This window comes from Neisseria sp. 27098_8_158, assembly GCF_041433145.1.
GTDB lineage: Bacteria > Pseudomonadota > Gammaproteobacteria > Burkholderiales > Neisseriaceae > Neisseria > Neisseria subflava_E.
Window position 1 is genome coordinate 130,773 of record NZ_JAPWAZ010000003.1, and the last position, 23,416, is coordinate 154,188.

A 23,416-nucleotide genomic window follows, 5' to 3' on the forward strand; every position below is an offset into this window, starting at 1 on the left:
AGAATAAGAAGTCCTTTACGGATAACGAAACAGTTACTCACTCCTAAATGATACAGGGAAGTCAAATCATGCGCTTATTTAAAAGCACGAAAGATACCAAAACAGGCAAGGCTTCTAGTGGATTGAACAACCGCTCTGCCATCGGTGTCGATATCAGCCAACATGCCATTAAGATGGTACAACTGACAGGCCGTAGTTTAAACCAAATTCAGCTGGAAAAATACGTTATTACCAAATTGCCTAAAAATATTGTCAAAGGCAACAAAATTCAAGACTACGATCAGCTTGCTACCTACATCCAGCATACTTACGCACAATTACGCAGTTCTTGCAAAAATATTGTTGCAGCCGTGCCACAAAACTTGGCGACAGTCGAGCAAATTATTTACAACCCGCGTGATACCGATTTGGACTTGGAAGAGTTTGTCGAAGCGGAAGTCGGCCAATTTGCGCCTATTGAAGAAATGAACTACGACTTTCAAGCCGAAGAAGTCGGTTCAGGCCAGCATGTTTTAGCTGTTGCTGCCAAAAAAGACGATGTCGAGCCGCGCATTGAAATGTTTGAGAATGCGGGCTTGCCTTTGTCCGCTTTGGATTTAGACTTGCTGGCGCAACGCAATGCCTTTGTTCATTGGATAAATACGCATGCTCCCGAAATGGCAGAGGAAAAAGTTGCCGTGTTCGGCATTCATGCGACGCAAATGTATGCCTTGATTCTGCAAAACGGCCGTATTCTTTACAAACAAGAAACGCCGGTCAGCACAGAGCAGCTCAATCAGCTGATTCAGCGGACTTATCAGGTGACGGAAGAAAAAGCCGCGCAAATGATGGCTTCTCAAAACAAGCCTTCCGACTACCAGTCTCAGATTGCCGACCGTTTTAATGTACAGGTTGCGCAAGAAGTTCAGCGTGTTTTGCAATTTTACTATACCACGCAGGCCACTGATTCTTTCGCCAATATCAAACACATCCTGCTGACAGGCTTTACCGCACAGCAGGCAGGTTTGGCAGAAAGCATTTTCTCGCAAACCAATACGGCAACAGAATATCTGCATCCGATTTCATATGTGGAACGCAGTGCAAAAGTAGAATTGCCGCAGCTTCAAATTGATGCGCCGTCACTGACCTTGGCGTTCGGATTGGCATTAAGGGGACTTTGAGAACATGATCGAATTAACCAGAATCAACCTTCTTCCGTATCGGGAAGAGATTAAACAGCGCAAGCAGCAGCAATTCAAAATATTGATGCTTGGTGCTTTTGCAGTGGGTTTGGGCTTGGCAGCCGCTACCTATCTTGGTATTGACAGCGCCATCCGCAATCAAGAAGGCCGCAACAACTTCCTGCAAACCGAAATCGACAGACTTGATAGAGAATTAGGCGAAATCGATAAACTTCAGCAAGAAAAAGAAGCCTTCTTGGCCAAGAAGCTGAAAGTTGAAGAGTTGCAGGAAAAACGCTATCAAGCGGCTTATATCCTTGATTCTTTGAATGCGCTTACGCCCGATAATACTTATTTGACCGCGTTGGAAGCCGAAAGCCCGACCAGCTATAAAATCAGCGGTCATGCCATCAGCGACAATAAAATTGCCGTTATGATGCGCTCCCTGCCGAGTACAGGTATTTTCTTGCAGCCTGAATTGTTGAGTATTAAAAAAGTAGATAACTACCAAGAATTTACTTTGAAATCTTCAATCAACCAAGTGAATACGCCGGCTCCTGCACCGACTGCCCAAAGCAGCGGTGAAATGGCCGAACCTGTGGCAGAACCTGCTCCGGAGGCTCAATAATGGCATCTAAAAACCTGAAACAATTGGACGTACAAAACCTGTACCTGCTCAATATGCCTTCAAAACTTTTGCTGGCAGGTTTATTGATTGTCGGTATGTTGGCTTTGGGCTATGTCGGCGTATTTAAAGATCAGATTGAAACCCTGAATACGCAGGAAGCTAAAGAGGAAGAGCTGAAGGAAACCTTTACGCGTAAAAGCATTCAGGCGGCAAGCTTGAACAATCTAAAGGCTGAATTGGCTTCGATCCGCTCTGCATTTGATGTTTTGTTGAAACAACTGCCGACCGACGCGGAAATTCCGAACCTGATTCAAGAGCTGCATCAGGCAGGTTCAACCAACGGGTTGCGTTTGGACAGCGTTGCACCGCTCCAACCTGAAAACGATGGTCCAATTCAAAAACTGCCGTATCAGATTTCCATCACAGGCAAATACTCTCAGATCAGTCAATTTACCCGTGATGTAGGCGATTTGTCTCGCATTATTACGTTAGATTCTTTAAAACTCGTGAACGCAGGTGAGGACAAAGAAGGCAAAGGCAATAAAGGCGAGTTGACATTGAGCGCGATTGCGACGACTTACAAAGCCCGTCCGGCCGAAGAGATTGCTGCCGAATTGGCTGCGCAACAGGCACAAGAAGAAGGCAAATCTGCCGAGAATGAGCAAAAATAAAAGAATAGGGAAATCATGAAAAAAATCATCTTACTCTTAAGTCTTCTTCCCTTGGCAGCCTGTACGCAAAGCTATGAAGATTTGACTCAATGGATGACACAAACCCGTCAGGAAGCAAAATCCAAGATTATTCCGTTTGAAGAGCCGACGGTTACATTGCCTAAGCCGTATAGCCCGCCGAATTTTAAAGGCATGAATGCGTTTGATTCACGCCGTTTGGACACTGCCCCTAAAGGAGGCAATGCGCCGGATGTGAACCGTCCGAAAGAAACATTGGAAGCCTTCAGTTTGGAAAACATGGCCTTTGTCGGAACGCTGCAAAGCAGCGGCAAAGTTTCCGGATTTATTAAGGTCAACGACCATGTTTATACCGTTTATCCCGGAAACTACATCGGTCAGAATTACGGCAGAATCCAAAGTATTACCGAAGATAAAATTATCTTGACCGAGCAAGTTGAGGACAGCTACGGCAACTGGGTGTACCGGAAGGCCGAATTGCCATTGAGCAGTAAAGAGGCGGATTCTTCCAATAGCTCAGATAGTTCGAATTCAAATTAATTTAGGGGTCTCACTCGATTATGAAAACCAAGCACATGACAAAATTATTTGCCGGCTTCAGCGTTGCCCTCGCTGTTCAGACGGCCTTTGCAGGCAATATTACCGATATCAACGTTTCCACTTTGCCTGACAACCAAAAAATCATCAAAATCCGTTTCGACAAAGACGTCACTACACCTCATGGTTTTGTAACATCTACTCCGGCGCGTATCGCATTGGATTTTGCCAACACTAATATCCGTTTGCCTCAGCCTGTTTTGGAATATGCAGACCCATTGCTGAATCAAATTACTGCGGCACAAAACAATGACCGCGCACGCGTGGTTTTGGGTTTGAACAAAATCAGCCAATACAATACTGAGATTCGCGGCAACGAAGTTTGGGTGTTTGTAAACGAATCTACTGACCAAACCAATGCAGCCGTTGCAAATGAACGTGCGGCTACGCCGTCTACCGCGCGCGCTACTCAGGCTTATCAAGCCGTTTCGGCCGCCAATATCGATTTCCGCAAAGGCGCACGCAATTCCGGCATTATTGAATTGTCTGCCCCGGGTTTCAGCGGACAGCCGGATATCAAACAGCAGCGTGACCGTGTGGTTGTGACATTGAAAAACCATACGCTGCCGACACAAGCGCAACGCAGTTTGGATGTGGCTGACTTCAATACGCCTGTACAAAACGTTACGCTCAAACGTATCGGCAATTCTACCCAGCTCATTATCCGCAACAATAATGCGAATTGGGACATCAATACCAAAGCTTCTTCCGGCCGTTTTGTATTTGAAGTATCGCCTAAAGCCGCCAATACCGAATCCGGCGGCTTGAACCACAATGCGAACAAATCGTTCAAAGGCCGTAAAATTTCTTTGGATTTCCAAGATGTAGAAGTTCGTACCATCTTGCAGATTTTGGCAAAAGAATCCGGTGTGAATATTGTTGCCAGCGATACCGTCAAAGGCACCATGACTTTATCCCTGAAAGATGTACCTTGGGATCAGGCTCTGGATTTGGTTATGCAGGCGCGCAATTTGGATATGCGCCGTCAAGGCAACATCATCAATATCGCACCTCGCGATGAATTGTTGGCAAAAGACAAAGCCTTCTTACAGGCGGAAAAAGAGATTGCCGAATTGGGCCCGCTGTATTCTCAAACCTTCCAGTTGAAATACAAAAACGTGGAAGAATTCCGCAAAATTCTGCGTCTGGAAGAATATGACAGCAATAATTCCAATACCCGCAATACTCTGTTGAGCAACCGAGGCAGCGCCTTAATTGATCCGGCCACCAATACGCTGATCGTGACCGATAACCGCGGCGTGATTGAGAAATTCCGCAAACTGATTGATGAATTGGATGTTCCGACCCGTCAAGTAATGGTGGAAGCGCGTATTGTGGAAGCAGAAGATACCTTCTTCCGTAATTTGGGCGTTAAATTCGGTTCCGGTGGTGCAAGTGGCCGTAACGCATGGGGCAGCAACTGGAGCAATGCACAAACCAACTACAATACCAATGCTTCGTTTAACCGTGGTGACGTAGGCTACCGCACATGGACTTTGGATCCAAACGTCAGCCTGCCGACCGCAGCCGCAGTCAACAGTATTGCGCTGGTGCGTGCGTTCTCGTCCGGCGCATTGGGCTTGGAAATCAGCGCGTCTGAAGAACAAGGTAAGAGCAAAACCATTTCCAATCCGCGTGTGCTGACACAAGACCGCAAAGAAGCCAAAATTGAATCCGGTACGGAAATTCCTTATCAAGAGGCTTCTTCCAGCGGTGCGACTTCGATTACCTTCAAGAAAGCCGTTTTGGGCTTGACCGTAACGCCGAACATTACGCCTGACGGTCAAATCATCATGACTGTGAAGATTAATCGCGATACCCCGATCGACTGTACCGTGGATTCTCTGACAACCAAGTGTATCAACACCAAACACTTGAATACCCAAGCCATGGTTGAAGATGGCGGTACGCTGATTGTCGGCGGTATTTACGAAGAAGAAAGCACCAATGCAGTGAACAAAGTACCTGTTTTGGGCGATATCCCTGTTGTCGGCAATCTGTTCAAATCACGCGGCAAACGTGAAAACCGCCGTGAGCTGTTGATCTTCATCACACCGCGCATTATGGACAATGTGGGTAACAATCTGCGTTACTAATCTCTAAAATGACAAACAGGCATATCTGCAAAGGTATGCCTGTTTTGGTTTTCAGACGGCCTGAGATGAAAAGGCCGTCTGAAAGACGACGAACTTTTCCACGAAACCACCATATCGTATAAAATGACCCACATGGAAAAAATCAACGGCAACTTAATTTTAATCGGGCTGATGGGCGCGGGCAAAACCACTTTGGGCAAGCAGCTTGCCCAAATGTTTGAATGCCCGTTTTACGACAGCGACTACGAAATCTGCACTTCTTCGGGCGTAACCATTCCGACCATTTTTGAGATGGAAGGGGAGGAAGGCTTCCGCAACCGCGAAACCAATATGCTGAAGAAGCTCGCTTCCCAGCGCAATATTGTTTTATCGACCGGTGGCGGCTCCGTATTGCGCAGTGAAAACAGACAGATTTTGCGCCAAAACGGCACGGTTGTTTATCTGCATGCCAGCCCCGAAACCTTGCTGGAGCGCACCCGTTACGACAGTAACCGGCCGCTGTTGCAAGTTGCCGACCCTTTGGCCAAACTGCAAGAGCTGTATGACCAACGCGATACGCTGTACCGTCAAACCGCCCATCTTGTCATTGAATCCGACAGCTGTCACAAAACGCTCAAACGCCTGATACAGGCTTTAGGCGAATAAATACGCTTTGCAAAGGAATACTATGCGCACACTGACAGTCCAAACCCCATCCCATCAATACCCCATCTTTATTGGGCATAAACTGATTGAGCAGGCCGATACGCTGCTTCAGCCCTATTTAGGCAAAAAAGCAGCCATCATTACCAACGAAACCGTTGCGCCGCTTTATCTCAAACAGCTTCAGACGGCCTTAGACAGATTGGGCGTGCCGCATTTCAGCATCATCCTTCCCGACGGCGAAGAATATAAAAACTGGCAGACGCTTAACCTGATTTACGATGGCCTGATGCAAAACCGTGCCGAACGCAAAACCACTTTAATCGCTTTGGGCGGCGGCGTGATAGGCGATATGGTCGGCTTTGCCGCGGCGACTTATCAGCGTGGCGCACCTTTTATCCAAGTGCCGACCACATTGCTCAGCCAGGTCGATTCCTCGGTCGGCGGTAAAACCGCCATCAACCATCCGCTCGGTAAAAACATGATTGGCGCGTTCTACCAGCCGCAAGCCGTGCTGGCCGATTTGACCGCCCTGCAAACGCTGCCGCAACGCGAACTTTCCGCAGGTATGGCCGAAGTCATCAAATACGGCGCATTGGGCGATGCCGAATTTTTTGCTTGGTTGGAAGAAAATATGGCCGACCTGATGGCGCAACACCAAGAAAAAATGGCAAAAGCCGTTTACCATTGCTGCAAAATGAAGGCCGATATTGTTGCCCAAGACGAAACCGAGCAGGGCATCCGCGCATGGCTTAATCTCGGCCACACTTTCGGCCATGCCATCGAAGCCGAAATGGGTTATGGCGTATGGCTGCACGGCGAAGCCGTTGCCGCCGGTTGCGTCCTCGCTTCCCGTTTGTCGCAAATTTTGGGCAAAACCCAACAAGCCGATACCGACCGCATTGCCGCTTTAATGGAAGCCGCCTCCCTCCCGTCCGCACCGCCTGTTTTCTCATTTGAAAAATGGATTGAACACATGAGCCACGACAAAAAAGTCAGCAGCGGCATCATGCGTTTTGTCGGCTTGGAATACTTGGGCAAAGCCAATATTACCGAAATTACCGATATGGAAATCCTCCGCCAAACCTTGCAGCCGTATTTGTGAAGAATGAATGAGGTTTGCTTTAAAATATAAAAAGGCCGTCTGAAAGTCATTTTCAGACGGCCTTTGGTTTTAAAACGTTTTGATTCATCGGCTTAAAGCTAGATAAATCATTTGGTTGGGTCAATTATTTAAAGCGTCTTTTTATCTAACTCGGCAATAATCAGCAAGCCGCTGTCAAAGCGTTGGCTGTCGGCCAGTTTCAGACGGCCTTGATGGCGTTTGACAATGGTGTCTGCAATGGACAGCCCCAAGCCGGTGCCTTGTTGTTCGGTGCCGAGAATGCGGTAGAAGGGGTCGATAACGCGTTGGCGTTCGCTTGGGGGAATGCCGGGGCCGTCGTCTTCCACCCAGATGTTGAGGTATTCGGCGGTTTCGTCAAAGCCCAAATCGATACGGCCGCCTTTGGGAGTATAGCGGATGGCGTTGTCGGTAAAGGTTTTGATGAGGGTGTAGATTTCGGTATCGTCGGCGTGGATTTGGCAGTCGTTTTCAACGGCGACGCCGATGTCTTGACCTTTGGCCAGCGCCAGCGGCATGAGTTCCTGCAAGACGCGGCGGAACTGGTTTTGCAGGCTGATCAGGGTTTTGGGGCGTTGGGTTTCGGGTGCTTGGGCGCGTGCGAGGGAGAGGAGTTGCTCGAGCAGGTGGCGGTTGCGCTGTATGCTTTGTTGCAACAGGGCGGACTGCTCGCGCGCTTCGGCGGACAGCTGCATATTGTTGAGCCGCTCTGCCTGAAGGGAAAGGGCGGTCATGGGGCTGCGCAATTCGTGTGCGGCATCGGCGATAAAGCGTTGCTGTTGGCGGACGTTTTCGTCGGTACGTTGCAACAGGTTGTTGATGGCGACGACAAAGCCTTGGATTTCGCTGGGAATGTCTTGCGTGTCCATCGGCGAGAGGTCGTTGATTTGGCGCTGTTCCAAATCGTTGGACAGGGTTTTGACGGAACGCATGGCGCGATGGGTAATCCAGACGGTGAGCAGGATAATCAGGGGCAGGGCGAGGAGCATGGGGAGGATGCTCTGCACGGCGGCCATTTCGGCCAGCTCTTCGCGGTAGTCGCTTTCCTGCATGACGGCAATGCGGCCTTGCTTGGTGTCGCGGGTATAAACGCGGTAGTAATCGTCGTCGTCATCGGCCTGAATGGTGTGTAGGCCGTCTGAAATCTTCTCAGGCAGGCTGACAATGGGGTTGGGCGTATTGGGAAATTGAACGGAAATCTTGTTGTCGTTGTCGAGCGAGTGATTCTCGTCATCGGCATCGCTCGGGTCGAGATAGTTCGCAACTTGGCGCAACAGGTCGTCTTGAACCTCTTGGGTCTCGTGATAAGTATCGTAATATGAAAATATGCCTGCAAGGATGGAGAGGGGCAGGAGCATGCAGATCAGGGCGAGGCTGATTCGGACTTGCAGGGATTGTTTGATGGTGTGGATAAGGCGTTGCATGGTTTGTGTGTTGATATTGTTGTGGTTTTCAGACGGCCTGGTTGTTTTGTGCAACCAGCCAGCCGACCCCGCGGACGTTTTGAATCGCTTCTTTGCCGAGTTTTTTGCGTAAGGCGTGAATCAGGAAGTCAACGGCGTTGCTTTCGACTTCTTCGCCCCAGCCGTAGATTTTATCTTCCAAATCGCTGCGCGACAGAATCATGCCCGGGCGCAGCAGCAGGGCTTGGAGGACGGCAAATTCTTTGTTGCTGAGCATGATGGCCTGTTCCTGCCCGACCACTTCCACCTGATGGGTGGAAGGGTTGAGCGTGATGATGCCGTTGCTCAGCAGCGTTTGCGCCTGCCCACCGTGTCGGCGCAATACGGCGCGCATACGGGCTTGCAGTTCCGCCATGTCGAAGGGTTTGACGATGTAGTCGTCTGCGCCGCCGTCTAGGCCGTTGAGCCGGCTGTGCAAATCGTCGCGTGCGGTCACGATTAAGACGGGAACGGTACAGCCGCCGTTGCGGATTTGCGCCAATACGTCCAAACCGTCTTTGCCGGGCAAGCCCAAATCCAAGAGCAGCAAATCGTATGCCTGCGCCGCCACTGCTGCGGCCACTTCCGAACCGCGGCTGACCCAATCGACAGCGTAGCCGGTGTCTTTCAGGTTGGCACTGACGGCTTGGGCAATCATGGCATCGTCTTCAACCAATAATACGCGCATGGAAATTCTCCGGAGGATGGGTGGATAGTGATTATAACCGCACTCATTTAGTAAAAATTTAGGAAGGGTTGAAAAACTGATTTTTTGCAAACGATGAGGCCGTCTGAAATTCGGTTTTCAGACGGCCTGTATGCTTTAATCCCGATTATTTAGGGTTTTTCTCAATCAAGGCAACCAATTGGTCGATATAGCCTTGGACAAAGCCGCGCGCTGATTCGATGAGCTGGCCGTTGTCGTCAAACAGGGTAGGCGAGTTGCCGAGGAATACTTCCGGCTGGCCGGTCAGCGGCATATCGAAATATGAGAGGGCAAGGCGCAGATTTTTTTGCGCGCTATAACCGCCCATTTTACCGACAGAATGGCTGATGATGCCGGCAGGTGTTTTTTTCCAGGCAACATCGGCATTGGGTTTGGAGCCGATGTCGATGGCGTTTTTCAGACAGGCAGGGACGGTACGGTTGTTTTCGGAAGTCACGAACAATACGCCGGCAGAGGCTTTGATGGTTTCACGGAACTCGGTATAGCTGGATGGAGTGGGGAAGTCGGTAACGGCAGGATCGTCGTAGTCGAAGTTGTATAAAGGCAAATGGCCGATTTCGACGATTTGCGCTTCGTAGCCTTCGGGGAACATGGAAATGACGTTTTGTGCGATTTTTCGTGCAAACGAGCCTTTACGCAGGCTGCCGACCAAGATGCTGACTTTCTTTGACATGTTTTTCTCCTGTTTAATAATAAAAATGAAAACAATTCTAAATTTTAGTGTTATCTGTGGAAGCGGTCAAGGTTTCAGACGGCCTGTCAAAATGGTTTATGCTAAAATAACGGTTTCGCTGATATTTCAAATTATTATGCACGTTTCTGATTCGCAAGAGGACGTAACGGCACACGAATACTATGCCGACAATCCCGACTTTCCAGCTAAAACCATTGTCGCCACCTTATTCATCGGCGCATTTTTCGGCTATCTCAACGACACGCTGCTGAATGTCGCGCTTACGCCGATTATGAAAGATTTTGGTGTCGATAAGACCACGGTCCAATGGCTGACAACGGGCTTTTTGCTGGTCATGGGGGCATTTACGCCGATTACGGCAGGTGTGATTCAATGGTTTGAAACGCGCAAAATGGTGCTGTTCACGCAGGCGACGTTTTTAGCAGGATCGCTGATTTGCGCGTTTGCGCCGACGTTTGGTGTATTGGTGGTCGGTCGGATGGTGCAGGCAGTGTCTGCCGCGTTTTTTGTCCCGCTTCTGTTTAACGGCGTGTTGTCGATTTTCCCGCCCAACAAGCGCGGAACGGCGATGGGCGTGATTACCATGATGTTTACCGCCGCGCCTGCAATGGGGCCGACGCTGTCGGGCATCATCATCGACCATACGCATTGGCGTGTGCTGTTCGGTTTTACCGCGCCGTTTATGTTGGCGGCGATGGTGTTGGTGGGTAAATATTTGACGGTCAATTTGAGTAACATCAGCCGTCCGAAAATTGATATGTTGTCGGCTGTGCTGTCGATTGCAGGCTTCGGCGGGCTGGTTTATGCGAGCAGTAATTTTGCCCATATGCCGTTACTGGAATTTATCCTGCTCTTTGCCGCTTCCGTTGTACTGGTGGGTTGGTTTGCGCACCGTCAGTTCCGTTTGGCTACGCCGTTGTTGAACCTTCGTGCGTCTGAATACAAACAGTTCGGATATTGCGTTGTGATTTTGGCCGGTGCGATATTCCTGTTCTTGGGCTTGGAGTTGATGGTGCCGATGTACACGCAGCAAGTGTTGATGCTGACCGGTACGGCAACCGGCCTGATTCTGATGCCTGCCAGCATTGCCCAAGCGGTTGCCGCGCCTTTGTTCGGCAAATTGTTGGACAAAAAGGGCGGCCGCTTCGTCGTCTTGCCGGCAACAGTGATGCTGGTGGTGTCGTTGGCGGTATTGTGGCTGTTTTTGCGGATTGATACGCAAGTGGTGATGTTGACGGCGATGTTTACGCTGTTGGCGCTTTCCGTGTCTGCTTGTGTAACCGGCGAAACCCATGGTCTGAACGCGTTGCCGAAAACGCTCAATCCGCACGGTGCGGCGATTCTGACTACCATCAATCCGATTTCCGGTGCCATCGGTGCGGCGTTTTTTGTCGGTGCGACCAATATCGGCGAGAAACTTTCCAATGCAGATATGCCGCAACAGGCAATGCTGGACGGTATCCATTTGGCGATGGGGTGCGCTTTGATTGTCGGTGTTATGGTCGTCATGTTTGCTTTGCGTTTGAAAGCGCATCAGAAATAAATAAAAAGGCCGTCTGAAACGTTCAGACGGCCTAGGTACCTCGTAAGAATTTATAAGATTTTTGTAACGCAATGAAATTTAAAAGTATTTTATCAATCAGCCTGATGATGGCGGTTTGTCCGTCATGGGCTTTGGATTTCGGGCGTATTCCTGAAAATGAAATTTCCGTTTATGTGCAGGAATTGGACAGCGGCAAAGTGATTGCCGAACACCGTGCCGATGAATTGCGCAATCCTGCTTCGACCATGAAGCTGGTAACGGCGTTTACCGCGTTTCGTATGTTGGGCGGTGATTATCGTTGGAAAACTGAGTTTAAAACCAACGGCCCAATCAAAGGCGATACGTTGAAAGGCAATGTGTATTGGGTGGGGAGCGGCGATCCTGTGTTTGACCAGCATGATTTGGTGCAAATGCAGCAACAGATGCGCGATAAGGGCATACGCCATATTGACGGACATCTGATACTCGACCGCAGCCTGTGGGGCGATGTGAAGAATCCGGATGATTTTGCTTCCGATTCTGCCGAAAGCTTTATGACGCCGCCCGATCCCAATATGTTGGCGTATAAAACCGTTGGACTGCGTGCTGAAAAAGAAGAAGACGGAAGCTTGGTCATCCGTACCAACCCGCCGCTGCCGAATCTGAACATTCAAAACAAATTGACGCTTGAGAATAAAGAAGGGAAGTGCAGTGTTTTAAAAAACCACATGAAGACTTCCTATAAAAACAATACGCTGACCGTATCGGGTAAGCTGCCGGAAAGCTGCTTGGGCAAAGAGCTGTATCTGAATATGTACAGCATGAAAGAATTTGTCGGCAAAAGTTTTGTCAACCAATGGCGTCAACAAGACGGTACGGTTTCAGACGGACTGACGACAGGTGTTGCGCCTCATGATGCACATGTGTTGGCAAGTCATCTATCCAAACCGCTTACCGATATCCTCACCGATATGAACAAGCATTCCAATAATCTGATTGCCCGTTCGGTTTTCCTTAAATTTGCCGGAAACATGTCTGATTACAAACTGGCGCAGACTAAGGCTGCCTCTATCGTAAAAAGCGAGCTGGCGGTTGCCGGTATCAATACGGAAGGGCTGGTGTTGGAAAACGGTTCAGGCCTGTCCCGCGTTGAACGGCTCAATGCGCGAATGATGGCGCAAATGTTGGAAAAAGCGTACTTCAGCCCGTTTAAAAACGAGTTTATCAGTACGCTGCCGATTGCCGGTAAAGACGGCACGCTTAAAACACGCTTGAAGCAGCCAGGTGAAAACCTGCGCCTTAAAACCGGTACGCTTAAAGATGTCCGCGCACTGGCTGGGTATTGGTTAGGCGAAAAGCCGTTGGTGGTTGTCGTCATTATCAACAGCCAAAAATCAACCGATTATTTACGCGACTTGGATAAGCTGGTGTCTAAAATCGTTCAGCCCGGTGGCGAACATTGGATTGATGCTAAGGCTTCCTGCATGATTAGGTATCAGGCTTGATAAGCTAAAAAAAGGCCGTCTGAAAATGTATCGACGTTTTCAGACGGCCTTTGTGTAATAAGGGTAGACAAGTATTTATGTCTATTTTGGAAGATGATTTAGGGATTTGATGAATAAGCGTTTGGTGTGAATCAGCTTGAAATAGATGGTCTTGCAGGACTCAAACCATATGTCTGCTTTATTGTGCTGTCCTGTTTATACTATTTAAAAAGCTCGATTTTTTATAAAAAGGCATAGGGTATAGACGAAAAAATACCGGTAAAAACCGGTATTTTTATTTTTAACTTGATGGCGCGGCGGACGGGGCTCGAACCCGCGACCCCCGGCGTGACAGGCCGGTACTCTAACCAACTGAGCTACCACCGCGCATCCATTGTCAGGGACAATGAAAAGGAAAGTGGTGGGTGATGACGGAGTCGAACCGCCGACATTCTGCTTGTAAGGCAGACGCTCTACCAACTGAGCTAATCACCCGAAAAAGGGAGATACTGAAAAATCAGTATTTTTAAATAATGGCGCGGCGGACGGGGCTCGAACCCGCGACCCCCGGCGTGACAGGCCGGTACTCTAACCAACTGAGCTACCACCGCGCATTCACTGTCAAAGACAATGAAAAAGAAACTTGGTGGGTGATGACGGAGTCGAACCGCCGACATTCTGCTTGTAAGGCAGACGCTCTACCAACTGAGCTAATCACCCATGCGCAAAATTGCGAAGACGCTATTAAACCAAAAAATCCTGATGCGCGCAAGATTTATTTGCCGATAATTAGATATCTCCCTGCAAGCACCAGTTTTCAAAGGAAATAATTTCTTCCTGCTTGCCTGCGACAACCAAAATGTCACCGGTTTCCAGAACGAAATCAGGGTCAAGGTCTTGGATTTTTCCGGTATTGCGGCGGATAAACAATAGTTTCAGATAATGCGCTGCCAATGGTAATTCACGGATGGTTTTACCGATGGCGTGTGCCTCGCCTTGCAATGGGAAGGCATGGCGGCAGACGGCCTTGCTGTCTTCGTCGGAGAAGCTGTCATCATCACTGCCGACAAACAAGTCCTGCAACGATGCATAGCGGCTGTGACGGATGTGGGTTATGGTTTGATAAACATGGTTGTAAGAGAGGCCGTGGCCTAACATGGCATAGCTTGCCAGCACCAGGCTGGTTTCTTTGGTATCGGAGACGGTTTCTTCCGCACCCATTTCGGTAAAGGTTTTGACGTAATCGTCATTGGTGGCGCGAACATAAACCGGCATACTCGGATGCATGGACATGATGTTGCCGAGAACATGTTGGGTCTCGTGCATATTGTTCAGCGTGATGACCACCATTTTGGCGCGCCCCAAGCCGGCGGCTTCCAAGACTTCACGGCGTTTGGCATCGCCAAAGGAAACCGGTTCGCCTGCGTTGCGTGCCACTTGTACGCGGGCAATATCCAAGTCAAGGGCAAAGTAGGGGATGCCTTCTTGCGCCAATACACGGGCAACCGATTGACCGCCGCGTCCGAAACCGATAATCAGGACGTGTTCGGATTTGCTCATGGTTTCCACCAGCATGGAGTGCAAGTCCAAGGCTTTCATGTCCCAGTCGGATTTGACGAAGCGGCTGACGATGGCATCGCTGCTGCCCAAGATAAATGGAGCGGCAATCATGGAAAGCAAGACGGCAGCAGTGGCTGCTTGTTCCAATTCGGGCGAAACCATATTGATTTTGCTGGAAATGGCCAGCATCACGAAGCCGAACTCGCCGCCTTGTGCCAAATAAAGCGCACTTTTGAGGCTGTCGCTCGTAGGGTTTTTCATGCGCAAAGCGATGATGAAGACGACCAGTGCTTTCAAGGCCAATAGGATTGCCAACAAAATCAGGATTTGCTGCCAGTTGCCGATCAGCGCCTGAATATCCAGCTTCATACCGACGGTAATGAAGAAGAAGCCAAGCAGGATATCGCGGAATGGACGGATGTCGTCTTCTACCTGAATACGGTATTCGGTTTCGGAAAGCAGCATACCGGCGACAAATGCGCCCAATGCCATAGACAGGCCTTCAAGCTCTGTCAGATAGGCCACGCCCAAAGTAACCAGCAAAACGTTGATCATGAAGAGTTCGGACGATTTGCGTTTGGCAACCAGTCTGAACCAGCGCGACATCACACGGCTGCCGACAACAAACAAAATGCCCAAGGTCAGCAACATTTTCAAACCGGCTAAGCCCAGTTCTACCCACAAGTTGCCTTCGCTGCCGCCGGCAAGTGCCGGAATCAGAATCATCAGCGGTACCACGGCAATATCTTGCATCAGCAAAACACCCATGGCCATTTGTCCATGCGGCTGACCCAGCTCGGTTTTCTCCGACAGAATGCGGCTGACGATGGCGGTGGACGACATGGTCAGTGCGCCCGCAGTGGCAAACGCCCAGTTAAACGGCGTGCCCATTGCCATCAAAATGCCCATAATCGAGAGCATGGTAATGATGACTTGCAAACCGCCCAAGCCGAATACGAGGCGGCGCATGGCTTTGAGTTTGGGCAGGGAGAATTCGAGACCGATGCTGAACATCAAGAACACAATGCCAATTTCACCCAAATAGTCAGTGGCGTGGCTTTGCGGAATCAGTTTAAACATACCCGGACCGGCAATAAAACCGACCAAAAGATAACCGAGCATGGAAGGAATGTTGAACTTGCGACAGCAGATAACCGTAATGACGGAAACCAACAGGACAATGACAATGGGACCGAGGGAGAATTCGTGCATAGAGTGGGCGGCCTTTCGTTAAAAGTAGCTATTGTTATATAGGCCGTCTGAAACACGTCGAAAACCGACAGCAAACCCAAATAAAAACGCACAGAATGAACTTCATTTCTGCAATTTGATTTCCCGTATCATGCTTATTTGGACTTACTGTTTCGAGCGTTATCTAACGGATTATTAAGATTATATCAAGATAGAATGTAAAGTAGTGTTTTGATTGACAAAAAAGGCCGTCTGAAATATTCAGACGGCCTTTAAATAAATGGTTTAAGGCATCAACATGCCGCCGTTGACATGAAGTGTCTGACCGGTAATGTATTTTGCCTGATCAGAAGCCAAGAACAAGACTGCATCGGCAATATCTTGCGCTTCACCGAATTTGCCCAAAGAAGTTTGCGCTTCAAAGGTTTTGCGGGTTTCTTCCGGCAGGGCTCGGGTCATATCGGTGTCGATAAAGCCGGGGGCGACGCAGTTGACGGTAATGCCGCGGCTGCCGACTTCACGTGCCATAGATTTGGAGAAGCCGATTAAGCCTGCTTTTGCCGCCGCATAGTTGGTTTGACCGGCATTGCCCATCACGCCGACAACGGATGTGATGTTGATAATGCGGCCGGTACGCTGTTTCATCATGCCGCGCAATACGGTTTTGGAGGCACGGAACACAGATTTGAGGTTGACCTGCATGATGTCGTCCCACTCTTCCTCTTTCATGCGCATCAGGAGGTTGTCGCGGGTAATGCCGGCGTTGTTGACCAGAATATCCAGTTTGCCGAATTCTTTTTCAATGTCGGCAATCAGGTTTTCGATGGTTTCAGGTTCAGCAGAATTCAATGCACGGCCTTCGCCGCCCCACTGTGCCAAGCGTTCGCTGATTGCAGCCGCACCGCTCTCACTGGTGGCTGTACCGATAACTTTTGCACCGGCCGCAGCCAAAGTATCGGCAATCGCCGCACCAATACCGCGCGATGCGCCGGTTACTAAAGCGATTTTGCCGCTCAAATCTTGTGTACTCATGTTTTATTCCTTAATTGAGATTGGAAAAATGGTTTCAGACGGCCTTATTTACCTGGGGAGGGTGCTTGATACCGTCGTTTGTTGATTCTTCGTAATAAATATTCTCTGTAGTATGCCCATGCTTGCTTTTTTTGTCCTTGTTTCCAAAGCCGTTTGGCTGCTTGTCTAAATTTCCTTTTAGGATTTGGAAAGGGCAACCAAGTTGATAGAGGTTGTTCTAGATATCCGTTATTCCATGGGGAATTCTTAAAATATTGATCATATGCAGGGTGGAAGCCTAATTGATGCCACGGTTTGATATGACCAACAAAATGGACTAAGCGGATATTGTTGGGATTGTCGATTAATTCACTGTATTTTTGATGCCAATGTATCCAGTTAAAGTTTTCTGAAAGCCAGTGTACATGACCTATACAGGCTAAATTCAAAATATCTTGGTCTGGACAGGAGAGTTTAAAATTCTGTTTTTCTACGGCTTGCATTTTTTCAGACAAAATTTTATCTATTGCCATATCATTCCATTTGTCAATATTGAATAGAATGACCCCAGAGTTGAAATAAGGCTCAGTATCTGTAAAACCAAATTGATTGAGTTGTTTTATATATGCTCTGTATAAGATTGCATCAGGTACGGCAGCAATCAAAGAATTTGAAATGTCGATTTCAAATAAATCATCAATGTTGCCCAAGCACAGTACATCAGTATCTAAATAAAGCGCAGTATGAGTAATACCTTTTAATAAGCAAGGGATACTCATACGGTAATACATAGCGATAGTAAAATAATGGGTAGTCTGCAGGGTAGAAAAGTATTCTGTATTTAAATGGTAAACGCTTATCGCGTAGTTTTGATTTGATGTTTCAATTTGATCGAAAATATTAAAATCATAACCTTCTGAACCACTAACTAACAAATGAAAATGTATTGGACTGGTATTGTTTTGCAGCACAGAAAGTAACGCAGTGCCGATGTGTTTGATATAGTTTTGATCGGCTGCATAAACAATATGTCTCGGCTGTTCAATAAATTCTCGTTTGCGGATATGAACAGTTTCTAATACTAATTTTTCTCTATCAAACATTTAAATTCTCCACAACTTCTCTATTGATTTCAGGTAATCTGATAGGGATATTCGGTTCAATATCAAATGCGCAGCTGATCCAGTTGCTGAAGCTGTATTTGTGTTTCAGGCCGGGAGCAAGCGGTACATACGGCAAGGTCAGGAAGGCTTTGAGTTCATCAAGGTTGCTTCCATTCCAGTAGAACATATTGTTCGGGTGATAAAAATCGTAATGTACGATGGTCGGATTGGTCGTAATCAGTTTTTTGTCCAATCCAATCGCTTCGAAAATCCGCAAAGAGAGGCCGTAGTGCTTGCGGTTGAGGAAATCTACCAATACAGAGGATTTGGCCGCTTCTTCTAAGTTTTGACGATAGGAGAGGGCGTTTTCAAATGAGAAGAACTCGACTTCGGGAATGCCTAAAGCCGCTTTTTCTTCTTCGATTTTCTTACTGGCCAAGCGGAAATCTATTTCTAAACTGATTGAACGTGCAGCTTCGCAAAATGCACGGATGTCATTGTTGCGGTCGGCAGCGTACGAGCCGATAAACAAGATTTTGTTTTGCGGGTTTTCAGACGGCCTGAAGCTGTCAAAGTAGAAGCTGGTGGTTGGAAAGAGTTTTTCGGCGTATTCGGGGTGTTTGCCTTGGTCAAACGGATCGAAAAAGTAAAATTTGTCGAAAAATTCGATGTTGTCGAAGTCTTCTTTTAAGAAGGTCAGGGCTTCCCAGTTGTAATACACCATTAATTTTGAATGCGCTCTGAGCTTGGCGATGAAGTCTTTCGGGTATGCGCCCAGCCAAATCATGAAGCAATAATCCGCTTGTTCGGGATGTTCGCTTAACAGGGTATTGAGGCGTTCTTCTACGGCGCGGAACATGGTCCGTTTTTTGAAGTCTTTTTGTCCAAGAATATTTCGATACCAGATTTTTTTCAGCCGTTGAAATACATTTTTGTATTTGAACTCTTTTTCTTCATAGGTCAGGGACAGTACTTCAAATCCGCATTTCTCCAAGTTCTCAATAATGAGTTCGTGGATTTTGAAGAGTTCCGGCATGGCGAGAATGACTTTTTTCTTACTCATAATGTATTCAATATAATATTTTGTCAGGCAGGAGTATTTGCCATAGGCAATAGGGTTAATCAATGCCGAGCAGGCGGTTTAGCCATTGTGTAAACGAATAATAGGCTTTGATTTCAGGGGCAGGTTGCTGATACGGACGTGCCAAAAATTCAGGCAATGCGTCTAAATTACCGCCGTCCCATACGAATACGCGGTCTGGGTGGTATAGGTCGGTCTCCAAGATATGTTTGTTGGTGGTGATCAGTTTTTTATCGAAACGCAACGCATCGAAGATACGGAATGATAAGCCGTAATGTTCGAATTGTGCAAAATCGACAACCGCACCGCAACTTTGTACTTGGCTGAGGTTTTCTTCAAAGCTGAGGATGCTGCTGCGGTCAAGATAGCGGATGCCGTTGTGTCCGAAGGCTTTTTCAGCCCTATCGTCTTTACAGTAGATATGAAAATCCAAGGGTAGGTTGAGGCGTTCGGTTTCTTGGATAAAGCGTTTGGTTTGTTCTTCGCGTCTAAGTTCGTAGCCGCCTAAAAAGTAGAGTTTGTTGGTAGGTGCATATTCCGCCACGGGAAAGTCAAAGTAAAAATTGGTGGTGGCTTTGAAACGGCATTGTGGATATTTTTGAATATCATCGGGATCGAAAACCCAACATTGATCAAAATAATCCAAATATTCAATAATGTCTGGGAAACGGCCTACGCCATCCCATTGATAATTCACGCAAACATTGCTGTGTTCGCGGATGGTGGCGATGATTTCTTTTGGGTAAATATTGGCGCGGATACAGAGCGCATAATCGGCTTTTTTGCCGTTTAGTGAGGCCAGTTTTTGCTGAATGTCGTCGAGGTGGCGGCTGTATTTGAGGTATTTTTTATAGTTGCCGTCTTTGGTGATGTGTTTGTGGTAGAGGTTTTTGAGTCTGCTGCCCAAGTTCGGATAATAGGAATCTCGGTCGTCATAGCACAGATTAATGACCTCAAAACCAAGAAAACGCAGATTTTTTTCGATACATTGATCCAGTCCGTACATGTAGGGAACGGCAAGAATAATGGTTTTTTTCATAATGTATTCGGATTGGAGTGAGCTGATTTTTCAGACGGCCTTGCCTGACAGGATAAGGCCGTCTGAAAACATTTTAGTGGGCTTCGATAAATGCAGCCACTTGATCGGCATTGGTCAATGCGCTGCACGCGGCTTCTTTATTGATGCGTTTGGCGAGGCCTGCGAGGACTTTGCCGGGGCCGCATTCGGCTGATTCGGTAATGCCTTCGGAAACAAGCGCGTTGACGGTTTCTGTCCAGCGCACCGGGCTGTACAGTTGGCGTACCAAGGCATCTTTGATTTTGTCGGCATCATCATAAGAGGCAACATCGGCGTTATGAATGACGCGGATTTGCGGTTGTTTGATGGTGATGTCTTTCAATGCTTCGGCAAGTTTTTCCGCTGCGGGCTTCATGAGGCTGCAATGTGAGGGAACGGAAACAGGCAGCGGCAGGGCGCGTTTGGCTCCGGCTTCTTTGGCGGCGGCCATGGCGCGTTCGACTGCGGCGGTATTGCCGGCAATCACGACTTGGCCGGGGGAGTTGAAGTTGACGGCTTCAACGACTTTGCCTTGTGCAGCTTCGGCACAAATGGCTTTTACTTGTTCATCTTCCAAACCCAAAATAGCGGCCATTGCGCCTACGCCTTGCGGTACGGCAGATTGCATAAGTTCGGCGCGCAGACGGACCAGTTTGACCGCGTCTGCGAAATTCAATGCGCCGGCAGCGACGAGGGCGGTGTATTCGCCTAGACTGTGACCTGCAACGACTGAAGGGATTTTACCACCGGCTTCCAAGTAGGCGCGGTAGGTGGCAATACCGGCGGCCAGCATGATGGGCTGGGTGTTGACGGTTTGTCCGATTAATTCGGCATCTTCGCCGTTAATCATTGCCCACAGGTCTTGACCCAATACGGCGGAAGCTTCGTCAAATGTGGCTTTAACGATGGCTTGCTCGGCAAAGCCGTTCATCATGCCTAGGCTTTGTGAGCCTTGTCCGGGGAAGAAGAATGCGAAAGACATGGTAATTCCTTATTGGTTTGAATGTTTGAGGGTGTCTGCCAGCAGAAGGAGGGTGGCGACAGTATTGGTTGCAGCACTCAGTCGAAAGGTGCGGATAAATCCGGGTTTGCTGGTTTTGTGCCTGAATGCGAGGCTGCCGCAATAACCGCCCGGCCAGCCGCCAAGCAGATTGAGCAGGTGTAATTTTGCTTCGGGTATGCGTCTGCCGTGGTTGCGTGCGCGCTGTTTGTCTTGGTAGTAAAGCAGGAAAACGTATGCACTCAGTGCAAGATAGGCGATTGCCAGTTTGGGCAATATTACAGCCGTTATGCTTAAAAACAGGCTGCTGATGCAGAGTGCAAACGTTAGGGATTTCATGGGTTTGAGCAGAATAGGCCGTCTGAAAGGGGTGTTCAGACGGCCCAACCGTTAGTATTTCACCAAAACCGCACCCCAGGCAAAACCGCCGCCGATGCCTTCGAGCAAGAGGTTTTGTCCGCGTTTGATTTGGCCGTTTTTAATACCGACATCCAGTGCCAGCGGAATGGAGGCAGCGGACGTGTTGCCGTGGTCTTGGACGGTCAGGATCACTTTGTCCATGCTCAAGCCCAAGTGTTTGGCGGTAGAGTCGATAATGCGCTTATTGGCTTGGTGCGGCACAAGCCAATCGATTTTATTGGTGGTATAACCGGCTTCTTCGATAACGTCATCTGCGATTTTGGACAGCATTTTGACGGCAAACTTGAATACGCCGGGGCCGTCCATGCTGATGTAGGGCGAACCGCAAATCTGGCCGTTGGCAATTTGTCCCGGGACGTTCAAAAGGTTGAGGTAGTTGCCGTCGGCTTTGAGTTTGCTGTGGATGATGCCCGGTTCGTCAGATGCGCTTAAGACAACCGCGCCCGCACCGTCACCAAAGAGGACGCAGGTGGTGCGGTCGTTCCAATCGACGATGCGGCTGAAGGTTTCAGCGCCGATAACCAAAGCGTTTTTCGCCATGCCACTTTTGATGTAGGCATTGGCAGTGGTCAGGGCATACATAAAACCGGCGCACACGGCTTGTACGTCAAAGGCAGGGCAGCCGTTGGCAATGCCCAATTTTTGCTGCACGATGGTTGCCGTAGAAGGGAACTGCATATCGGGGGTAGCTGTGGCGACGATAATCAGGTCGATATCGTCAGCCTGCAAACCGGCATCTGCCAAGGCGCGGCGCGCTGACTCGGCGGCCAAATCGCTGGTTTTTTCGCTGTCGTCTGCAATATGGCGAAATTTGATACCTGTACGCGTGGTAATCCACTCGTCGGAAGTGTCCACTTTTTTGGCAAGGTCGTCATTGCTGACGCGGTTGGCAGGAAGGTAGCTGCCTGTACCGGAAATTTTGGCATATTGCATGAGAACGGCCTTTTTAGAGAGTTGATTCAGATAGTCGGGTATTGTAAGCGAAAATGGGAAAATTCCCAATATTAAGAATGAAGTCGGTGATTAAAGATAAAAACAGGCCGTCTGAACATTTTGGAGTTTCAGACGGCCTGTGTATATCAGCCTTAAGCTTCCGTTGTTGGAGCAGCGGTTTCTTCCAGTTCGGCTGCTGCTTTGGCGGCTTCCAAAGCAGCCAATTGGGTGGCTACGCCTTGTTCGATTTGAGCGAGGCCGGCGGATTTGGCTTCGTGGTAGGCCTCTTCCAAAGCATAACGGAAGCCGACTTCGTCGGTTCCACCGTGGCTCTTAATCACGATACCGCGTAAACCAAGCAGGATGGCGCCGTTAAATTTGCGCGGATCCAGTTTGCCTTTCAAGCCTTTGAGTGCGGGCAGGGCGGCAATGGCGGCAAGTTTGTTGAACAGGGTGCTTTGGAATTCACGGCGGATGGCGCCGCTCATGAATTTAACCGCGCCTTCGATGGTTTTGAGCATAACGTTGCCGACAAAACCGTCTGCGACAACGACATCGGCTTCGCCATACAAAACGCTGTTGCTTTCGATATTGCCGATGAAGTTGAGTTTGCTGCTGCTCAACAGTTTAAAGGTTTGTTTGACGGCATCCGTACCCTTGATGTCTTCTGTGCCGACGTTCAAAAGGGCGACGCGCGGGCTGCCTTTTTCAGGGTGTAGTGCGTGTACCAGCTCGCTGCCGATGATGGCAAATTGAACCAGTTGTTCGGGCGTACAGTCAACGTTGGCACCCAAATCCAAGGCCAACGTAACGTGTTCGCTGTCGGATGGCAGGAATTTGGCGATGGCAGGGCGCTCAATGCCGGGAATGGTTTTGAGGACGAATCGGGCGGTCGCCATTAGTGCGCCGGTATTGCCTGCCGATACGGCGGCTTGCGCGTTGCCTTCTTTAACTTGGTTGATGGCGATGCGCATGGATGATTCTTTTTTATTTTTCAGCGCAGATTGTGGCGCTTCATCCATTTCGACGACTTGCGCTGCATGGCAGACGGTGATGCGGTCCATAGGCGCACCTGCTGAGCTTAATGCTTGGCGGACTGCTGCTTCATCACCGACCATAATCAGATGTACGTCGGATTGTTGTTTTAGGAAATCCACTGCACCGGGGACGGTAATCGCAAGGCCTGCATCTCCGCCCATGGCATCTACGGCCAGTGTAATCATGTTGTTCTCCGGTTTGTGTGTTTCAGACGGCCT

At 48.8% G+C, this 23,416-nt stretch carries 21 protein-coding genes and 4 tRNA genes; 9 read left to right on the top strand and 16 right to left on the bottom strand.

Features of this window, described 5'->3' with window-relative positions; translation table 11 throughout:
- Positions 1-68 precede the first annotated feature (68 nt).
- The 7 genes from pilM (at position 69) to aroB (ending at position 6,917) form a co-directional block, all read left to right on the top strand.
- Complete coding sequence (pilM, locus tag O3681_RS08920; RefSeq protein ID WP_199903875.1) at positions 69-1,160, top strand: type IV pilus assembly protein PilM; 1,092 nt, start codon at positions 69-71, stop codon at positions 1,158-1,160.
- 4 nt (positions 1,161-1,164) lie between these two features.
- Complete coding sequence (locus O3681_RS08925; RefSeq protein ID WP_107724035.1) at positions 1,165-1,788, top strand: PilN domain-containing protein; 624 nt, start codon at positions 1,165-1,167, stop codon at positions 1,786-1,788.
- Positions 1,788-2,459, top strand: a complete 672-nt coding sequence (locus O3681_RS08930; RefSeq protein WP_314592587.1) for a type 4a pilus biogenesis protein PilO — start codon at positions 1,788-1,790, stop codon at positions 2,457-2,459. The genes O3681_RS08925 and O3681_RS08930 overlap by 1 nt, the downstream gene beginning before the upstream one ends.
- A 15-nt stretch (positions 2,460-2,474) precedes the next feature.
- On the top strand, positions 2,475-3,017 hold the full coding sequence (locus O3681_RS08935) for a pilus assembly protein PilP (protein WP_107769130.1): 543 nt from the start codon (positions 2,475-2,477) through the stop codon (positions 3,015-3,017).
- A gap of 20 nt (positions 3,018-3,037) precedes the next feature.
- On the top strand, positions 3,038-5,170 hold the full coding sequence (pilQ, locus tag O3681_RS08940) for a type IV pilus secretin PilQ (protein ID WP_107867825.1): 2,133 nt from the start codon (positions 3,038-3,040) through the stop codon (positions 5,168-5,170).
- 132 nt (positions 5,171-5,302) lie between these two features.
- The gene (locus O3681_RS08945) at positions 5,303-5,815 is read left to right on the top strand and encodes a shikimate kinase (protein WP_371459780.1); all 513 of its coding nucleotides are present in this window, start codon (positions 5,303-5,305) and stop codon (positions 5,813-5,815) included.
- Positions 5,816-5,837: 22 nt separating this feature from the next.
- A complete protein-coding gene (gene aroB, locus O3681_RS08950; RefSeq protein ID WP_371459781.1) occupies positions 5,838-6,917 on the top strand; it encodes a 3-dehydroquinate synthase in 1,080 nt (359 codons plus the stop codon).
- 128 nt (positions 6,918-7,045) lie between these two features.
- On the opposite strand, the gene O3681_RS08955 is transcribed toward aroB, so the two are convergent.
- From O3681_RS08955 to O3681_RS08965, 3 genes are all read right to left on the bottom strand, one after another.
- Entirely contained in the window at positions 7,046-8,359 is a 1,314-nt protein-coding gene (locus O3681_RS08955; RefSeq protein ID WP_285071496.1) for a HAMP domain-containing sensor histidine kinase, read from the bottom strand.
- A gap of 28 nt (positions 8,360-8,387) precedes the next feature.
- Positions 8,388-9,065, bottom strand: coding sequence for a response regulator (locus O3681_RS08960; protein WP_371459782.1), 678 nt, complete (start codon positions 9,063-9,065; stop codon positions 8,388-8,390).
- A 145-nt stretch (positions 9,066-9,210) separates the two neighbouring features.
- Positions 9,211-9,777 (bottom strand): NADPH-dependent FMN reductase, encoded by a 567-nt coding sequence (locus O3681_RS08965; protein WP_049328898.1) that lies wholly within the window; start codon positions 9,775-9,777, stop codon positions 9,211-9,213.
- Between the two features lie 136 nt (positions 9,778-9,913).
- Here O3681_RS08965 and O3681_RS08970 point away from each other — a divergent pair, with 136 nt between their 5' ends.
- Entirely contained in the window at positions 9,914-11,341 is a 1,428-nt protein-coding gene (locus O3681_RS08970; protein WP_371459783.1) for an MFS transporter, read from the top strand.
- Between the two features lie 71 nt (positions 11,342-11,412).
- Complete coding sequence (gene dacB / locus O3681_RS08975; protein ID WP_371459784.1) at positions 11,413-12,825, top strand: D-alanyl-D-alanine carboxypeptidase/D-alanyl-D-alanine-endopeptidase; 1,413 nt, start codon at positions 11,413-11,415, stop codon at positions 12,823-12,825.
- A gap of 289 nt (positions 12,826-13,114) precedes the next feature.
- On the opposite strand, the gene O3681_RS08980 is transcribed toward dacB, so the two are convergent.
- From O3681_RS08980 to plsX, 13 genes are all read right to left on the bottom strand, one after another.
- A tRNA-Asp gene (locus O3681_RS08980) sits at positions 13,115-13,191 on the bottom strand.
- Positions 13,192-13,223: 32 nt separating this feature from the next.
- Positions 13,224-13,299: transfer RNA gene (locus O3681_RS08985), tRNA-Val, on the bottom strand.
- A 39-nt stretch (positions 13,300-13,338) separates the two neighbouring features.
- A tRNA-Asp gene (locus tag O3681_RS08990) sits at positions 13,339-13,415 on the bottom strand.
- Positions 13,416-13,448: 33 nt separating this feature from the next.
- A tRNA-Val gene (locus tag O3681_RS08995) sits at positions 13,449-13,524 on the bottom strand.
- A 69-nt stretch (positions 13,525-13,593) separates the two neighbouring features.
- Entirely contained in the window at positions 13,594-15,576 is a 1,983-nt protein-coding gene (locus O3681_RS09000; protein ID WP_107724042.1) for a monovalent cation:proton antiporter family protein, read from the bottom strand.
- A 264-nt stretch (positions 15,577-15,840) separates the two neighbouring features.
- On the bottom strand, positions 15,841-16,587 hold the full coding sequence (gene fabG, locus O3681_RS09005; protein WP_371459785.1) for a 3-oxoacyl-ACP reductase FabG: 747 nt from the start codon (positions 16,585-16,587) through the stop codon (positions 15,841-15,843).
- Positions 16,588-16,631: 44 nt separating this feature from the next.
- On the bottom strand, positions 16,632-17,669 hold the full coding sequence (locus tag O3681_RS09010) for a glycosyltransferase family 8 protein (RefSeq protein WP_107724044.1): 1,038 nt from the start codon (positions 17,667-17,669) through the stop codon (positions 16,632-16,634).
- Positions 17,662-18,732, bottom strand: coding sequence for a hypothetical protein (locus O3681_RS09015; protein ID WP_107724167.1), 1,071 nt, complete (start codon positions 18,730-18,732; stop codon positions 17,662-17,664). Before O3681_RS09015 ends, O3681_RS09010 begins: the two co-directional genes overlap by 8 nt.
- A 55-nt stretch (positions 18,733-18,787) precedes the next feature.
- Complete coding sequence (locus tag O3681_RS09020) at positions 18,788-19,789, bottom strand: hypothetical protein (RefSeq protein ID WP_314459336.1); 1,002 nt, start codon at positions 19,787-19,789, stop codon at positions 18,788-18,790.
- 73 nt (positions 19,790-19,862) lie between these two features.
- Positions 19,863-20,789: an ACP S-malonyltransferase gene (gene fabD / locus O3681_RS09025; protein WP_371459786.1), complete on the bottom strand. Its 927-nt coding sequence runs from the start codon at positions 20,787-20,789 to the stop codon at positions 19,863-19,865.
- A gap of 9 nt (positions 20,790-20,798) precedes the next feature.
- Entirely contained in the window at positions 20,799-21,146 is a 348-nt protein-coding gene (locus tag O3681_RS09030) for a DUF1294 domain-containing protein (protein WP_371459787.1), read from the bottom strand.
- Between the two features lie 51 nt (positions 21,147-21,197).
- Positions 21,198-22,160, bottom strand: coding sequence for a beta-ketoacyl-ACP synthase III (locus O3681_RS09035; RefSeq protein WP_371459788.1), 963 nt, complete (start codon positions 22,158-22,160; stop codon positions 21,198-21,200).
- Positions 22,161-22,312: 152 nt separating this feature from the next.
- Positions 22,313-23,383 (bottom strand): phosphate acyltransferase PlsX, encoded by a 1,071-nt coding sequence (gene plsX, locus O3681_RS09040; protein ID WP_371459789.1) that lies wholly within the window; start codon positions 23,381-23,383, stop codon positions 22,313-22,315.
- Positions 23,384-23,416: the final 33 nt, after the last annotated feature.

Excerpts from the sequence above, each read along its gene's own strand:
- pilM (WP_199903875.1), top strand. The coding sequence starts at position 69 with ATGCGCTTATTTAAAAGCACGAAAGATACCAAAACAGGCAAGGCTTCT.
- O3681_RS08925 (WP_107724035.1), top strand. The coding sequence starts at position 1,165 with ATGATCGAATTAACCAGAATCAACCTTCTTCCGTATCGGGAAGAGATT.
- O3681_RS08930 (WP_314592587.1), top strand. The coding sequence starts at position 1,788 with ATGGCATCTAAAAACCTGAAACAATTGGACGTACAAAACCTGTACCTG.
- O3681_RS08935 (WP_107769130.1), top strand. The coding sequence starts at position 2,475 with ATGAAAAAAATCATCTTACTCTTAAGTCTTCTTCCCTTGGCAGCCTGT.
- pilQ (WP_107867825.1), top strand. The coding sequence starts at position 3,038 with ATGAAAACCAAGCACATGACAAAATTATTTGCCGGCTTCAGCGTTGCC.
- O3681_RS08945 (WP_371459780.1), top strand. The coding sequence starts at position 5,303 with ATGGAAAAAATCAACGGCAACTTAATTTTAATCGGGCTGATGGGCGCG.
- aroB (WP_371459781.1), top strand. The coding sequence starts at position 5,838 with ATGCGCACACTGACAGTCCAAACCCCATCCCATCAATACCCCATCTTT.
- O3681_RS08955 (WP_285071496.1), bottom strand. The coding sequence starts at position 8,359 with ATGCAACGCCTTATCCACACCATCAAACAATCCCTGCAAGTCCGAATC.
- O3681_RS08960 (WP_371459782.1), bottom strand. The coding sequence starts at position 9,065 with ATGCGCGTATTATTGGTTGAAGACGATGCCATGATTGCCCAAGCCGTC.
- O3681_RS08965 (WP_049328898.1), bottom strand. The coding sequence starts at position 9,777 with ATGTCAAAGAAAGTCAGCATCTTGGTCGGCAGCCTGCGTAAAGGCTCG.
- O3681_RS08970 (WP_371459783.1), top strand. The coding sequence starts at position 9,914 with ATGCACGTTTCTGATTCGCAAGAGGACGTAACGGCACACGAATACTAT.
- dacB (WP_371459784.1), top strand. The coding sequence starts at position 11,413 with ATGAAATTTAAAAGTATTTTATCAATCAGCCTGATGATGGCGGTTTGT.
- O3681_RS09000 (WP_107724042.1), bottom strand. The coding sequence starts at position 15,576 with ATGCACGAATTCTCCCTCGGTCCCATTGTCATTGTCCTGTTGGTTTCC.
- fabG (WP_371459785.1), bottom strand. The coding sequence starts at position 16,587 with ATGAGTACACAAGATTTGAGCGGCAAAATCGCTTTAGTAACCGGCGCA.
- O3681_RS09010 (WP_107724044.1), bottom strand. The coding sequence starts at position 17,669 with ATGTTTGATAGAGAAAAATTAGTATTAGAAACTGTTCATATCCGCAAA.
- O3681_RS09015 (WP_107724167.1), bottom strand. The coding sequence starts at position 18,732 with ATGAGTAAGAAAAAAGTCATTCTCGCCATGCCGGAACTCTTCAAAATC.
- O3681_RS09020 (WP_314459336.1), bottom strand. The coding sequence starts at position 19,789 with ATGAAAAAAACCATTATTCTTGCCGTTCCCTACATGTACGGACTGGAT.
- fabD (WP_371459786.1), bottom strand. The coding sequence starts at position 20,789 with ATGTCTTTCGCATTCTTCTTCCCCGGACAAGGCTCACAAAGCCTAGGC.
- O3681_RS09030 (WP_371459787.1), bottom strand. The coding sequence starts at position 21,146 with ATGAAATCCCTAACGTTTGCACTCTGCATCAGCAGCCTGTTTTTAAGC.
- O3681_RS09035 (WP_371459788.1), bottom strand. The coding sequence starts at position 22,160 with ATGCAATATGCCAAAATTTCCGGTACAGGCAGCTACCTTCCTGCCAAC.
- plsX (WP_371459789.1), bottom strand. The coding sequence starts at position 23,383 with ATGATTACACTGGCCGTAGATGCCATGGGCGGAGATGCAGGCCTTGCG.